Origin of the sequence: Microbacterium sp. MYb72 (genome assembly GCF_002979415.1) — a bacterium.
GTDB lineage: Bacteria > Actinomycetota > Actinomycetes > Actinomycetales > Microbacteriaceae > Microbacterium > Microbacterium natoriense.
Genome location: NZ_PCOT01000010.1, coordinates 123,611 through 136,176 on the forward strand (window position 1 = coordinate 123,611; position 12,566 = coordinate 136,176).

At 68.1% G+C, this 12,566-nt stretch carries 14 protein-coding genes and 3 tRNA genes; 10 read left to right on the top strand and 7 right to left on the bottom strand.

From position 1 onward, the window contains the following. Window positions 1-27: 27 nt before the first annotated feature. The 3 genes from CQ047_RS07850 (at window position 28) to CQ047_RS07860 (ending at window position 2,281) form a co-directional block, all read left to right on the top strand. On the top strand, window positions 28-1,149 hold the full coding sequence (locus CQ047_RS07850) for an acyl-CoA desaturase (RefSeq protein WP_105673958.1): 1,122 nt from the start codon (window positions 28-30) through the stop codon (window positions 1,147-1,149). A gap of 101 nt (window positions 1,150-1,250) precedes the next feature. Beyond that, entirely contained in the window at window positions 1,251-1,688 is a 438-nt protein-coding gene (locus tag CQ047_RS07855) for a MarR family winged helix-turn-helix transcriptional regulator (RefSeq protein WP_105673960.1), read from the top strand. Then, window positions 1,685-2,281, top strand: a complete 597-nt coding sequence (locus CQ047_RS07860) for a DUF998 domain-containing protein (protein WP_105673962.1) — start codon at window positions 1,685-1,687, stop codon at window positions 2,279-2,281. The genes CQ047_RS07855 and CQ047_RS07860 overlap by 4 nt, the downstream gene beginning before the upstream one ends. Before the next feature lie 120 nt (window positions 2,282-2,401). Here the strand turns inward: CQ047_RS07860 and CQ047_RS07865 are convergent, their stop codons facing one another. Continuing rightward, window positions 2,402-3,856, bottom strand: coding sequence for a cell division initiation protein (locus tag CQ047_RS07865; RefSeq protein WP_105673964.1), 1,455 nt, complete (start codon window positions 3,854-3,856; stop codon window positions 2,402-2,404). 313 nt (window positions 3,857-4,169) lie between these two features. On the opposite strand from CQ047_RS07865, the gene CQ047_RS07870 reads away from it, so the two are divergent. Further along, window positions 4,170-5,624, top strand: coding sequence for a hypothetical protein (locus tag CQ047_RS07870; RefSeq protein WP_146114293.1), 1,455 nt, complete (start codon window positions 4,170-4,172; stop codon window positions 5,622-5,624). 50 nt (window positions 5,625-5,674) lie between these two features. On the opposite strand, the gene CQ047_RS07875 is transcribed toward CQ047_RS07870, so the two are convergent. Beyond that, complete coding sequence (locus tag CQ047_RS07875; protein ID WP_105673968.1) at window positions 5,675-6,199, bottom strand: hypothetical protein; 525 nt, start codon at window positions 6,197-6,199, stop codon at window positions 5,675-5,677. A 69-nt stretch (window positions 6,200-6,268) separates the two neighbouring features. Here CQ047_RS07875 and CQ047_RS07880 point away from each other — a divergent pair, with 69 nt between their 5' ends. Beyond that, window positions 6,269-6,607, top strand: a complete 339-nt coding sequence (locus CQ047_RS07880; RefSeq protein WP_105673970.1) for a metalloregulator ArsR/SmtB family transcription factor — start codon at window positions 6,269-6,271, stop codon at window positions 6,605-6,607. Beyond that, window positions 6,604-7,389 (top strand): DUF2071 domain-containing protein, encoded by a 786-nt coding sequence (locus CQ047_RS07885; RefSeq protein WP_105673971.1) that lies wholly within the window; start codon window positions 6,604-6,606, stop codon window positions 7,387-7,389. The genes CQ047_RS07880 and CQ047_RS07885 overlap by 4 nt, the downstream gene beginning before the upstream one ends. Here the strand turns inward: CQ047_RS07885 and CQ047_RS07890 are convergent. After that, the gene (locus tag CQ047_RS07890; RefSeq protein ID WP_105673973.1) at window positions 7,293-8,210 is read right to left on the bottom strand and encodes an AEC family transporter; all 918 of its coding nucleotides are present in this window, start codon (window positions 8,208-8,210) and stop codon (window positions 7,293-7,295) included. The genes CQ047_RS07885 and CQ047_RS07890 overlap by 97 nt on opposite strands. A 97-nt stretch (window positions 8,211-8,307) precedes the next feature. Here CQ047_RS07890 and CQ047_RS07895 point away from each other — a divergent pair, with 97 nt between their 5' ends. After that, window positions 8,308-9,324: a hypothetical protein gene (locus tag CQ047_RS07895; RefSeq protein WP_146114294.1), complete on the top strand. Its 1,017-nt coding sequence runs from the start codon at window positions 8,308-8,310 to the stop codon at window positions 9,322-9,324. 79 nt (window positions 9,325-9,403) lie between these two features. Here CQ047_RS07895 and CQ047_RS07900 read toward each other — a convergent pair whose 3' ends face one another. After that, entirely contained in the window at window positions 9,404-9,856 is a 453-nt protein-coding gene (locus CQ047_RS07900) for a GNAT family N-acetyltransferase (protein ID WP_308737043.1), read from the bottom strand. Between the two features lie 120 nt (window positions 9,857-9,976). Between CQ047_RS07900 and CQ047_RS07905 the strand changes: the two genes are divergently transcribed. Both CQ047_RS07905 and CQ047_RS07910 read left to right on the top strand, forming a co-directional pair. Next, window positions 9,977-10,498 (top strand): GNAT family N-acetyltransferase, encoded by a 522-nt coding sequence (locus tag CQ047_RS07905; RefSeq protein ID WP_219844602.1) that lies wholly within the window; start codon window positions 9,977-9,979, stop codon window positions 10,496-10,498. A gap of 2 nt (window positions 10,499-10,500) precedes the next feature. After that, window positions 10,501-10,923 (top strand): GNAT family N-acetyltransferase, encoded by a 423-nt coding sequence (locus tag CQ047_RS07910; protein WP_105673981.1) that lies wholly within the window; start codon window positions 10,501-10,503, stop codon window positions 10,921-10,923. Between the two features lie 161 nt (window positions 10,924-11,084). On the opposite strand, the gene CQ047_RS07915 is transcribed toward CQ047_RS07910, so the two are convergent. From CQ047_RS07915 to CQ047_RS07925, 3 genes are all read right to left on the bottom strand, one after another. Continuing rightward, window positions 11,085-11,157: transfer RNA gene (locus CQ047_RS07915), tRNA-Phe, on the bottom strand. 69 nt (window positions 11,158-11,226) lie between these two features. After that, window positions 11,227-11,300 (bottom strand) — tRNA-Asp (locus tag CQ047_RS07920). Window positions 11,301-11,328: 28 nt separating this feature from the next. Then, window positions 11,329-11,401: transfer RNA gene (locus CQ047_RS07925), tRNA-Glu, on the bottom strand. Window positions 11,402-11,630: 229 nt separating this feature from the next. Between CQ047_RS07925 and CQ047_RS07930 the strand changes: the two genes are divergently transcribed. After that, on the top strand, window positions 11,631-12,566 hold a 936-nt coding region (locus tag CQ047_RS07930), incomplete at its 3' end, for a M23 family peptidase (RefSeq protein WP_258132533.1).

Consider the following 12,566-nt stretch of genomic DNA (forward strand, 5'->3'; position numbering starts at 1 on the left):
AGGGCTCCCGATCGACAGGAGAGCACCATCTCCATCACACAGGTCGATAAGACCGCCGCAACCGCCACGCTCGGACCGATCCGGCAGACGTACTCCGGCAACGCGGAGTTCCCGCCGATGGCGCACGCCTACAAGCAGGTGTCGCAGGTCGTCAGGGAGACCGGGCTGCTCCAGCGCGCCCGCTGGTTCTACATCCTCGTCGGTACGGGCATCCTGCTCGCACTCGGCGGTGCCGTCACGGGCTTCATCCTGCTCGGCGACAGCTGGTTCCAGCTCCTGATCGCCGGCGCGCTCGGGGTCATCTTCACGCAGATCGCGTTCCTCTCCCATGAGGCGGCGCACCGCCAGATCCTCAGCACGGGTCCCGCGAACTTCCGGCTCGCCCGCATCCTCGCCGGCAGCATCGGCATGAGCTACTCCTGGTGGGACTCCAAGCACACCAAGCACCACGGAAACCCCAACCAGGTCGGCAAGGACCCCGACATCGAGGTCGACACGATCTCCTTCCTGGAGACGGATGCCGCGAAGTCGCGCGGCCTCATCAAGCTGATCACCCGCAAGCAGGGGTGGCTCTTCTTCCCGCTGCTGACGCTCGAGGGCCTGAACCTGCACTACATCGGCCTCAAGCACCTCATGACCAAGAAGAACGTCAAGGGACGCTGGACCGAGCTGGGCATCATCGCCCTGCGCTTCGCGATCATCCTCGTGCCGGTGTTCCTGATGCTGCCGCTCGGCATGGCGTTCGCCTTCATGGGCGTGCAGCTCGCCGTCTTCGGCGTGTACATGGGCGCCTCCTTCGCGCCGAACCACAAGGGCATGCCGATCATCGACCCGAGTGCTCGACTGGACTTCTTCACGAAGCAGGTCCGCACCTCCCGCAACATCCGCGGAGGCTGGTGGGCGACGACGCTCATGGGCGGACTCAACTACCAGGTGGAGCACCACCTGTTCCCGAACATGCCGCGACCGCACCTGTCCAAGGCTCGGGAGATCGTGCGCGACTACTGCGCGGCGAACGACGTGCCGTACACGGAGACCAGCCTCGGCCGCTCGTACGCGATCGTCATCGAGTACCTGAACCGCGTGGGCCTGGCCGCCGGCGCTGATCCCTTCGACTGCCCCGCGGTCGCCCAGTTCGGGCGCGCATAGAGATAGTCCTGCCTGACAGGGGCGCGATCGGCTTCGGCCGGTCGCGCCCCTTCTGCATCCTCTGCTTGCGATCACTAACTTAAGGTATTAAGTTACTGATCATGGATCTCGCCTACGAACTGCACGATCTGGTCCGCACGCTCGACAGGTGGGCGGAGCGGATGCTGAAGCCTGAAGGGCTGAGCTACAGCCGCTACGTCGCCCTGGTGATCGTGTGCGAGCACCCGGGGCTCACCGGACGTGACCTCGCCAGAGGGCTGGGGGTCAGCGAGCCCGCTGCGAGCGGCCTGGTAAGGGCCATGCTGCGCGACGGACTCGTCGAGAACATCGCTCCCGAGGGAGCGGGCAACATCCGCCGCCTGCGCGCGACCGACGCGGGGCACGCGCTGCAGAAGAGATGCGCCGAACTGCTCGGCGACTCTCTCGATCGCAACGCCCGCACGATCGGCATCGACCCCCTTCACCTCGCAGGCGTCATCCGCACCCTGCATGACGAGGTGCGCCTGGTGCGCGCCGCGACCACCGAGGAGCCCTCATGATCTTCGCCGCACTCGCCGCCGCCCTCTGGACGGCCAGGCTCGGCATGTTCGTCGCCCTGCACATCGTGCGCAGCGACTACTCGCCCGTGAAGCACGCGGTCAGCGACTATGCGGTCGGGCGCACTCGCACGCTCAGCTCGATCATGACCTGGACCACCGCCGGCGGGTGGGGCGCGCTCGCCGCTGCGGTCTGGTTCGGGCTCCCCGAGTGGAGCGACCGAGTCGGGGTCGCCGCCTGGCTCGGCGTTCTCGCGGTGATCTTCGTCGCGCTGCCGTTCGTGCCGACCACGCTCGAGGGCGAGGAGATGACCACGATCGGCCGCCTGCACATGCTGGCCGCCGTAGCGTGGTTCGCGATCAGCTACTCGTGCATGGGCAACTTCGTCAGACTTGCGGAGAGCACGGTCGGAGGTGGTCTGGCGGCGACGCTCTCGGTGCTCAGCGTGGTGACGATGGTGGCGCTCGTGGCTTTGATCGCCTCGCTCGTGCTGCCGTGGCTCCGCTCCCGGACCTTCGGCATCGCCGAGCGGGTGTTCATCGTCGCGGTGAACGTGTTCTACCTGATCGTCGCGATCATCCTGCTCCTCGGCTGACGGGACTCACGGGCGGCCGCGCCCACGTCGCGGACCGGGCGACGGTCGGAGTGGAGTGCGGAACGCCAGAGGGGGTGCGAGCGGAAGACCGCTCGCACCCCCTCTGGGCGAAGATGTCGATCAGCGAGTGGTCGACTCCTCGGCGTCGACCACGTCGATGGTGATCTTGCCGTCGATGGTGGCGGCCTCGTCGTCGAGCAGCTCGTCCTCGAGGACCTCGTCGCCGAGGAACACGTCGGCGGGCTCCGCCTCGATGATCTCGGCCTCGAAGGTCTCGACCTCGTCGTCGACGTCATCGATCTCGACGTCGTCGGAGGCGGCCGCTGCGGCAACCTCGGTCGCACCGGCGACGGCCACCGCGGCATCCGCCTTCGGGGCCGACGCAGGAGACTCGTCGCTGAACACGCCCTCCGGACGGATCATCTCGCGCACCTCGGCCATGAAGCTGGCGAGCTGCTGCTGCTGCCAGCGCAGCTGACGCGCATGGTCCTCGGCGTCCCGCAGCACGGTGGACGTGTGCGTGGTGACCGAGTCGACGATCTTCTGCGACTTGACCCGAGCGCGGTCGAGCGTGTCACGGGCGCGCACCTGCGCGTCGGCTTCGATAGCGGATGCCTGCGTGCGCATCAGGCGCTCGTAGTCATCGGCCTTCGCGGAGATCCGCTGGGCGTGGTCGAGCGAGGCGGCGACCTGCTCGTTCGCATCGGTGGTGATGCGCTCGGCATGGGCGACGGCCTGGTTGTGCAGCACGAGGAACTCCTGCTGAGCGTCGTCCTGGCGGCGGGTGAGCGTCTCCTCGAACTCGAGGACGCGCGCGTTCATCTCGCGCACCTCGCGCTCGGCGTCCGCGCGCAGCTGCTCTGTCTCGCGCGTGACGAGCGAACGAAGGGCGGCGGCGCCCTTCTCGGCCTCGGTACGGATGGCGGTGGCCTCCTGCGACGCCTGGTGCACCTTCTCGGCGGCGTGCGCCGACTCGCGCTCGAGGCGGGCCTCGTGCGCCGTGAACTCGGTGTCGATCTTCAGACGGATCTGGTCGGCGTCATGCTGGGCGTGCGCGATGATGCGCGTCGCGTCGGCATCGGCCTCGGCGCGCTGCGCGGCGACCTCCTCGCGGGCGGCGGCCATCAGACGGTCGGCCTGCACGGCGGCGTTCTGGATGAGGACGTTGGCCTGCTCCTCCGCCACGCGCAGGATCGCCTCGAACTGCTCGCGCGAGGGCGCGTCCTTGCCCTCGGGGCGGGGCGCGTCGACGAGTTCGTTGGTCAGTGTGGAGACCTGCTGCTCGGCATCCGCTGCCTGCGCCTTCGCGGCGGTGAGCTCGGCCTCGAGCACCTCGCGGGCGGAGCGCTCCTCGGACCGCACCGACTCCAGGGCGTCTTCGTGGCGTGCCTCGGCGTCGGCGAGGTCGGCCTTCAGCTGCTGCAGCTGGTTGCGCAGGGAGCTCAGGGCCGAGTCGACCTCGGCCTTGTCGTAGCCGCGGAACGAGGCGGTGAATCCGCCGGTCGAGGACTGGTCCTTCGGAGTCTCCTCGATCAGCTTGTCGAAGAAGTCGTTGTCGGCGGGAGTTTCGCTCATGGGTCGGCCTTTCTGGCGCGGGTCACAGGACGGAGGGGCTGTGATGACGTTCTCGTCGCCGCGAGTGTCGACGGGGCGGGTCGACGCATCAGCGGCCCCAACAGCCTAGTTGCGTTGACTGTGAGATGGCACCCGGACCTGTGCGCGCTCGTCGGTCGCCCCGACGCGGGCGTGGAACGCCCCTTGCGGTCGTGCCACGGCATCCCCTAGACAGAGAATCGATATATCTCGCGTAATCGTTTCGACGTGGGTGCGTCTCTATAGCGGGGGGACAGGCGCGTGCACTGGGCATGCGCCGTTCGAGGGGAGAACGATGAAGATCCGTAAGAGAACACGTGTGCGCGCCGTGGCCGCCGTCGTGATCGCCGCCATCGCGGGGCTGGGCATGTGGGGCATCGTCGCCCCCGCCGCCGCGGATGTGCCGACGACCCCGGCCGTCGAGTTCGTCGCTCCGCTCTGTGAAGGCACGACGCTCGACGATCCGACTGATTCTTCGGGACCTGTGGCGAACCTCGCATCGGTGTTCGGCACGCGGCTCGTGGCCTACAACGAAGGTCGAGCGGTTCCGCTCTACGACGTCTTCGGCTCCAACAACAACAACGGCTACCCCGCCGTGTGCGGAACCCGCTACGTCGCCGGGGTGGGGCCCGTGTCGGAGTGGATGTTCTGCACCGACTACTTCTCCCACGTGTGCAGCGGCGTCGACGAGGACGGCAATCTCCTCGGTTTCGACGGCGAGCCCATCCCGAACATGGACACGCTTCCCGGGGCCAACCCGAAGCTGACCTCAGATCAGGAGAAGCTCATCGCCTACCTGGTTCAGCATGGGCGGGCGACGTACGCGGGGACGGGCGGGTTCTCCATGAACAACGCCACGAGAGCGGTTGCGGATGGCGATTCGTGGGAGCGGGCCGCGCTCCAGATCCTCGTGTGGTGCATCAGCGACCCGGTGGCTCCGGCGCCGACGGGGTCGGAGGCTGAGCGCGCCGCCACCTGCGAAGACAACATGAGCGCGGCGACGCAGGCAGAGATCCTCGCGTCGATCCCGGACGACCCGGCGCTGACCGTCGCCGGGCCCGCCGCCGCGCTTCCGGTGGGCGAGACCGCTCAGTTCACCGTGACCACCGACGTCTTCACGTCGCCGCTGACGGTGACCACCGGGGGAGTCGCGGCTTCTCTGACGGTGATCAGCGGTCCGGGTGTCCTCACGGGGTCCCAGCTGCAGGTGTCGGGGGGCGACGCTCCCGTGGCGGTGGTGCTCGGCGTCACCGCGACCGGTGCGGGCGTCGCGAACCTCGACGCGACCGCCACTCCGACGGCCACCTCTCACATCGGCTGGAACCAGAGCCCCGGCCTCTCCGCCGATCAGAAGCCCTGCCAGGTGTTCGCGACGTTCCACGTCGCCGACCAGGTGGTCCTCGACGGCGCCGCGACCGCGACGTTCGTGACCGATGACGGTGCGGACGCCGACGCGGGTGCGGGTGCGGGTGGCAACGCTGACGCGGGGGCGGAAGGCAACGCCGGCGCAGGTGCCGCGGGCAACGCCGGTGCAGGAGCAGGAGGCACGGCGGCATCCGCTGCCGGAGGTTCTGCGACATCGGCCGGCGCCGGCAGCGGAGCGAACGGCTCGGGTCAGGGTTCGCTCGCAGCGACGGGCTCCGAGCCGGTCGCACCCGTCGTCGTCATGGCGGCTTTCGCGGCGCTCCTCCTCGGCGCCGTCATCGCGCGGCGCACGCGCCGTCGTCTCGCCGAGGTGGTCGCCGAGTAGGCGCGGTGGGCATCGAGGCGATCAGTGCCGAAGGGCGCTGATCGCCTCGTTCACGAGCGCTCGTCCTCGCGGACGATCCTCCAGACGGCGGGTTCTCCGGCGTCTCGCGAGTACTCGGCGCGGATGCCGTCGGCGACCGAGATGTCCTGAGCCCCCGCGCCCGAGGCGACGCGGGAGCGGAGATCGCGCCAGAACTCGAGGTTCTGCGGCATCCCCAGGTGCTCGCGTGTCTGCTCGATCTGCATCCGTGTGCCGTCTGGATCGTCGACGAGGCGCACGACGGCGTCGTCGGGTTCGACGAAGCGGATGCCGTAGGCGCCGCCGTCGAGCGGCGTGAACCGGCGCGGCTGCTGCAGGACGACGCGGTCGACGATCTCGCGCGCTGCGGCCGCCGGCGCGTGGATCACCAGGGGTGTGCCCAGCTCGGCGAGGAGCCTCTCGGTCTGCGACATGGCGACCTTGTGCCCTGCGCGGTCCCCCGCGGAACGCGACGAGCGCCGGATCCAGCCGGGGAGGAAGAAGATCAGGACCACCAGCCCGACGATCACGATGGCGAAGAAGAGCGTGCTGTCCACGCGACAAATCTACGGGAGCGGAGCACCTCCGTCATTGCTCCTATTTAGCAGCAGTGCTAGATTGCGAACATGAGCGATGAGGTGACGAGCGTCTTCGAGGCACTGGCGCATCCGACGCGTCGGCAGATCCTGCAGGATCTCAAAGACGGCGAGCTCGCGGCCGGTGAGATCGCGGCGAGGTTCGCGGCGAGCGGGCCGACGATCTCGCGGCATCTCCGTGTGCTGCGCGAAGCCGGACTCGTCACCGAGCGACGCGATGCCAACCGCATCCTCTACTCCGCCGTCACCGATCGGCTGGCCTCGTCGGTGGGGGACTTCCTGTCGGCGGTGTGCCCCGAGCAGATCGTGCTGCGCGAGGTGCGCAAGCGCCGTACCGCCGGTCCCGCGGAGGACCGGCTTCCCGCATGAGCATCGTGAGGGGTGTGCGGGCGCAGCTGCGTCGGCGCCTCCTGATCAGCTACCGTGTCGATCCCGATGTCGCGGCGTCGCTGCTCCCCGAAGGGTTCCGCCCGCAGCTCGTCGACGGCTCCGCGCTCGCCGGAGTATGCGTGCTGGGGCTGGAGGCGATCCGGCCGCGATGGTTCGCTCCGCGGTGGGGGCTCCGATCGGAGAACGCCGCCCATCGCATCGCCGTCGAGTGGGACGGCCCGGAGGGGACAGAACAGGGCGTCTTCATCTTCGAGCGGCACAGCTCGGCGTGGCATCCGGTGCTGTTCGGCGGGCGGCTCTTCCCCGGCGTGCATCACCGGGCGCGTTTCACGACCCGCGAGGGGAGCGGCCGTTACGCCCTGACGATGGACGCCGGCGCCCACAGCATCGCCGCCGACGTGGAGGTCGGCGGGGAGTGGACGAGCGGCTTCTTCGACTCGGTCGACGAGGCGTCGGAGTTCTACCGCGCCGGACGCATCGGCTGGTCGTACCGCCACGACGGCCGCGAGGTCGAGCCCGTCGCCCTGGCCTCGGATGAGTGGGCCGTGGAGGGCGCACGGCTGCACAGCCTGCGGTCGTCGTTCTTCGACGCGCTCCCCGAGGGTGCCGCGGTCTTCGACAGCGTGGTCGTCATGCGGGACCTCCCCGTCGTGCTGTCCGCGCCTCAGCCCAGCAGGGCCATGATGAGCACCAGCACGGGCAGGCATCCGATGGTGGTCAGGAAGACCGTGTCACGCGAGATCGCCTCGCCCACGTCGTAGCGCTGCGAGTAGTTGAAGACGTTCTGCGCGGTCGGCAGGGCGGCGAGCACCACGACGATCAGCGTCTGCTCCGACGAGAGCCCGAACAGCAGGGCGGCTCCCCACGCGACCACCGGCATCGCGATCAGCTTCAGGATGCTGGCGAGGATGACGTCGCGGCGATGTCCGCGGGTGCCGAGCACGCGCTGTCCGTGCAAGGAGATGCCGTAGCTGATGAGCAGCACGGGCACCGAGGCGTCGGCGATGAGCTGGACGGGGTCCATCACGATGTCGGGCACGCGGATGCCGAGCACCGACACGAGCGTGCCGAGCAGGGAGCCGATGATGATCGGGTTGGTCGCGGTGCGCACCAGCGTGCGGCGGATCGAGACCGTGTCGCTCGTCACCGCGTCGAGGATCGTCAGCGAGATCGGCGTGAACACCAGCAGCTGCATGAGGATCACGGGTGCGGGGTACGCCGCGCTGCCGAGCAGGTAGATCGACAGCGGGATGCCGATGTTGTTCGAGTTCACCTGCCCGGCCGAGAGGGCGCCGATGACCGTCTCGCCGATGGGGCGCTTCCACCAGAGGCGCGCGAACAGGACGTAGACGACGATCACCGCGACGGCCGCGATCGCCGAGACGGGCAGGAGCGAGGAGAACAGCATCCCGGCGTCGGCGTGGGCGAGCACGCTGAACAGCAGGAACGGCGAGAGCACGAAGAAGATGAGGCGTCCGAGGACGTGCCGGGCATGGGGTCCGAGCAGATCGATGCGCCCGATGACGTACCCCAGCGCGATCGCGACGCCGACGACGGCGAAGCCGGTGAGCGTATCGATCATGCTTCGAGCGTAGCGAGGGCGGGGGAGGGGCCTGCGCGGCGGGGCCATCGGATAGTGCGGACGGGCGTTCGTGATGCGCGACTCGTAGGATCGGGGCGTGACGAGCGTGGCGCCATCATCCCCTTCTTCTTTCCGAATACTCATCTGGGCGGAATCCGCGTATGAGCCGCCCCTGGACAATGCCGAGTACGAGATCGCACAGATCGAACTGCATGGACGACGCGCGGGAGGCGTGGTCGAGGTCGTGAAGGACCGCCCATGGTCGGAGCTAGCAGTCGCGATGGCAGCGTTCTCGCCGGACATCTTCCATTTCATCGGGCATGGCCGAAACGGCTCACTTGACACGTTCGACGTCGATGAGGAGAACATGAGGAGCAGGTGCCTGATCTCGCCGGCGAAGCTCGCACATACACTCCAGAGCGGCTCACCGCGACTACGGGGCGTCTTCCTCAGCGGATGCCAGACTGCGCATTGGGCGCCACACCTCATTCCGCATGATGGGTGGTTTCTCGGCACGACTCGCGACATCGACGACGATTCGATTGCGTTCCTCTCGGACAGCTTCTACGAGTTCCTCTGCGACCGTCGTGAACCCCGAGGTGCATTCGATGAGGCCATGGAGCGGACCGCGGCGGGCGGCTTTGGTGAGTTGCCCTCAGCGACGATGTGGATGGAAGAACTCGACCATGACGAATTCCTCCACAACGTCTTCAGCAGGCAGGCTTTCCGCATCACCACTCGTCATGAGTCCTCGTTCGGGGACTTCGACGACGCACTGCGGGGAGTGGATTCCTCCGTGCGCTTCGGGCGGATAGCGCTACGCGAGACTCTCGGCGCGGCGAGGTTCGTGCGATGCAGTGGAGAATTGGATCCGTCGCTCGTGCGGGGGATACGGCAGCGGCTTGCCGTCGTCCAGGCGGATCTCCGACAGCTGAGGTCGTCGTTCCCCCGTCTTGTGACGGATCCGGGATATTGGACCAGAGTTCCTGCGGCCGACACTGACTTCCTGAATCATCTCGGTGAAAGGATCGACCGGTCGCGCGACTTTCTCCTGCGCTTCGTCAACTCTCATCTCCCAGATGACAAGCAGCTCCCACTGATCGGCGCCGGTTGACGCATGCGAAGGCCGTGACCTCTCGATTCTGAGTCGTGAGGGCGGATGGACTCCGCCGGCGGGTTCGCGCGGATGTCCGTTACTGCGGGGAGTACCTCAGGAAGAGGTCGACTCCGTCCTCGGAGTACAGGACGAAACCGTGGCGTTCGTAGAGGCGCTGCGCGGCGCTTCCGCGCAGCACGTCGAGCCGAAGATCTCCGGCACGGTCGCCGGCCCTCGCCACGATGCGGCGGAGGACCTGTCCGCCGATTCCCTGCCCCTGGTGGTGTGGCGAGAGGTAGAAGTGCTCGATCCACAGCTCGTCGCCGTCGGGGCGGACGGCGACGAGCCCGGCATCCTGAGCATCGACGACGATGACGCGGGTGTGGGCGGGCGCGAAGGCATCGAGGAACCGCGTCCGCACGCGCTTCTCGTCGAAGACGCCGAGACGTTCCAGGTCGGGGCGCATCGTCTCCGCCCGCACCTCGGCCATCCACGGCGCATCTGCCGCGAGGCTCGGTCTGAAGGTCCAGTTCGCTCCCATGCCTGCCATCGAACCAGTCGGTGCCGTCCTCGCCAAACCGCGGGCGCGCGACAGGCTGATCGGCTCGGGACGCCGATACGGTGGACGCGCATGCGACGACACGGGCGAGAGGCTGCCGACAGGATGACGATGAACACGACACCGCCCGCGACGATTCGCAGGGCCACACCCGCCGATGTCCCCGAGGTGCTGCGGCTCTTCGACGAGATCATCGCCTGGTTCGTCTCCATCGGCAACGAGGGGCAGTGGGGCGTGGAGCCCTGGTCGACGCAGGATCGGCAGATCGCCAGGGTGACCGAGGCCTGTGCGCTGCCCGGTGCGTGGATCGCCGAGCATCCCGATGTGGGTGTCATCGGCGTGCTGGTCCTGGGCGACGCGATGGACTACGTGCCGGCCGCCGAGGAACCCGAACTGTACGTGCGACTGCTGCTCGCATCGAGGGACCCCCGCGCTCGCGGCACCGGCAGGCGGCTGCTCGCCTTCGCCGACGACGAGGCGCGCGCCGCGGGAGTGGATCGCCTCCGCGTGGACTGCTACGGCGGAGGCACGGGAGCGCTCGTGGAGTTCTACGAGTCCTGCGGATACGAGCGCATCTCGACCTTCGATGAAGACGACTGGCCAGGGCAGCTGCTCGGGCGGAGGCTCGGCTGAGCATGGCAATCATCGCGGACGACGACCCGACGCGGATCGACCGGGAGTGGGTGTGGCGGATGCTGTCGACCGAGGCCTACTGGCACCGCTGGCGCACGAGGGGCGATGTCGAGGCCCAACTCGATGCCGCGTGGCGGGTGGTCGGCGTGTACGACAAGGACTCCGGGGAGCAGATCGGCTTCGCGCGCGCCGTGTCCGACGGCGTCAACGACGCATACCTGGCCGACGTGATCGTCGCCCGCGCGGCGCGCGGCCACGGAGCGGGTGCGCTGCTCGTGCAGGCCATGATCGACGACGGCCCCGGCGCACAGTTCCGCTGGACTCTCTTCACCGGCGACGCGCACGGCCTCTACGAGAAGTTCGGGTTCGGCGCCCCCGATGCGACGGCGATGGTCAGGCAGGGGAGGCGTCCGGTCGGGCGGTGAGTCGGGTCACGAGGGCGTGTGGTCTCGTTGCGCTCGACGAGCGGGGCGGAGGGCGATCCGCTTGCACGGCGGCAACGGTGGAGCCACCACGGGCAAAGCAAAACCCCCGCCATGTAGAAGCTAGGCGAGGGTTTCTGGGACCGTTGTAACGACGGTCCGTGTGGCTCCGACGGGCGTCGATCCCGTGACCTCACGATTTTCAGTCGTGCGCTCTACCAACTGAGCTACAGAGCCGTGCGACCGGCGAAACCTGTCGCATCTAGACGAAAGGCCCTCTCCGAGAAAAGGACCAATCGCACAGAGCGACCCTGACGGGACTTGAACCCGCGACCTCCGCCGTGACAGGGCGGCACGCTAACCAACTGCGCTACAGGGCCATACTTGTTTTCAATTGTATCGGATGAGTGACCCCAACGGGATTCGAACCCGTGCTACCGCCGTGAAAGGGCGGCGTCCTAGGCCGCTAAACGATGGGGCCGAAGTCTGTCCCGGGGGACTTCCTTGCCGACGCTCAAGCATAAGGGATGTTTCAGGCAAATCGCGAATCGAGGGCGAGTCTGCTTCCGCCCGGGCGTGTTCGGGAGGACGATGGGGGGTGTTCACCATGCCCGCGAACCTGCTCCACACCCTGTTGCGGATGTGAAAGTTGTTGTTAGTGTGGCATGAGTGAAACCGGCGGAAGGGGCCGTGTGAACGACAAGCCATCTATGGCGGATGCTGCGGAAGCGGCATCCGTCGACTGCGGGTGCGCACCCACGCCCGCCGAAAGCCGTGCCTTCTGGAAGAACGGCTCGATCACCCGTCGCAACGCCCTCGGGATCGGCGTGCTCAGTGCCGTCGCCCTCAGCGCGTTCGGGGTGTCGTCGGGCGTCTCCGCTGCGTATGCGGCCTCGTATCCGAGCTGGGACGACGTGCAGCGCGCCATGGCGAGCGAATCGTCCAAGGCCGCGGAGGTCACCCGCATTCAGGGGCTCATCGACGGTCTGACCCAGAAGGTCGCCGAGACCCAGGCCGCCGCCGAGAAGGCCGGCCAGGAGTTCTACGACGCCCAGCAGGCGTTCTTCGACGCCGCCACCAAGGCCGACGAGCTGCAGAGCCAGGCCGACACGCAGGCGGCCACCGCGACCGAGGCCGAGCGCAAGGCCGCGCAGGTCGCCACTCAGCTCTACCGCGACGGCGGAGACGACACGTCTCTCGAGCTCTTCTTCGCAGGGTCCGCCGCGAACGCCGACGATCTCCTCTCGCGCCTCGGCACGATGGACAAGGTCTACGGCTACACCCAGACGGTGTACGAGACCGCCGTGAAGGCGCGCAACACCGCGCAGTCGCTGAGCGATCAGGCCGAGGTCGCGCGCAACGAGCGCGATCGCCTGCAGAAGCTCGCCGAGCAGAAGATGCTCGAGGCGCAGGCCGCAGCGGATGCCGCGCAGGCGGCGCTCGACGAGCAGACGGCCAACCTCGCCACGATGCAGGCTCAGCTGGCCGCCCTCAAGGACCAGACGGCGACCACCGTCGCCGGCTACCAGGAGGGTGTCCGCGTCGCCGAGGAGGAGCGCAAGCGCCGTGAAGCCGCGGAGGCCGCAGCTGCAGCCGCAGGCAACAACGGCGGGGGCGGCGTCGAAGAACGCCTGCTGGGCGTCGTA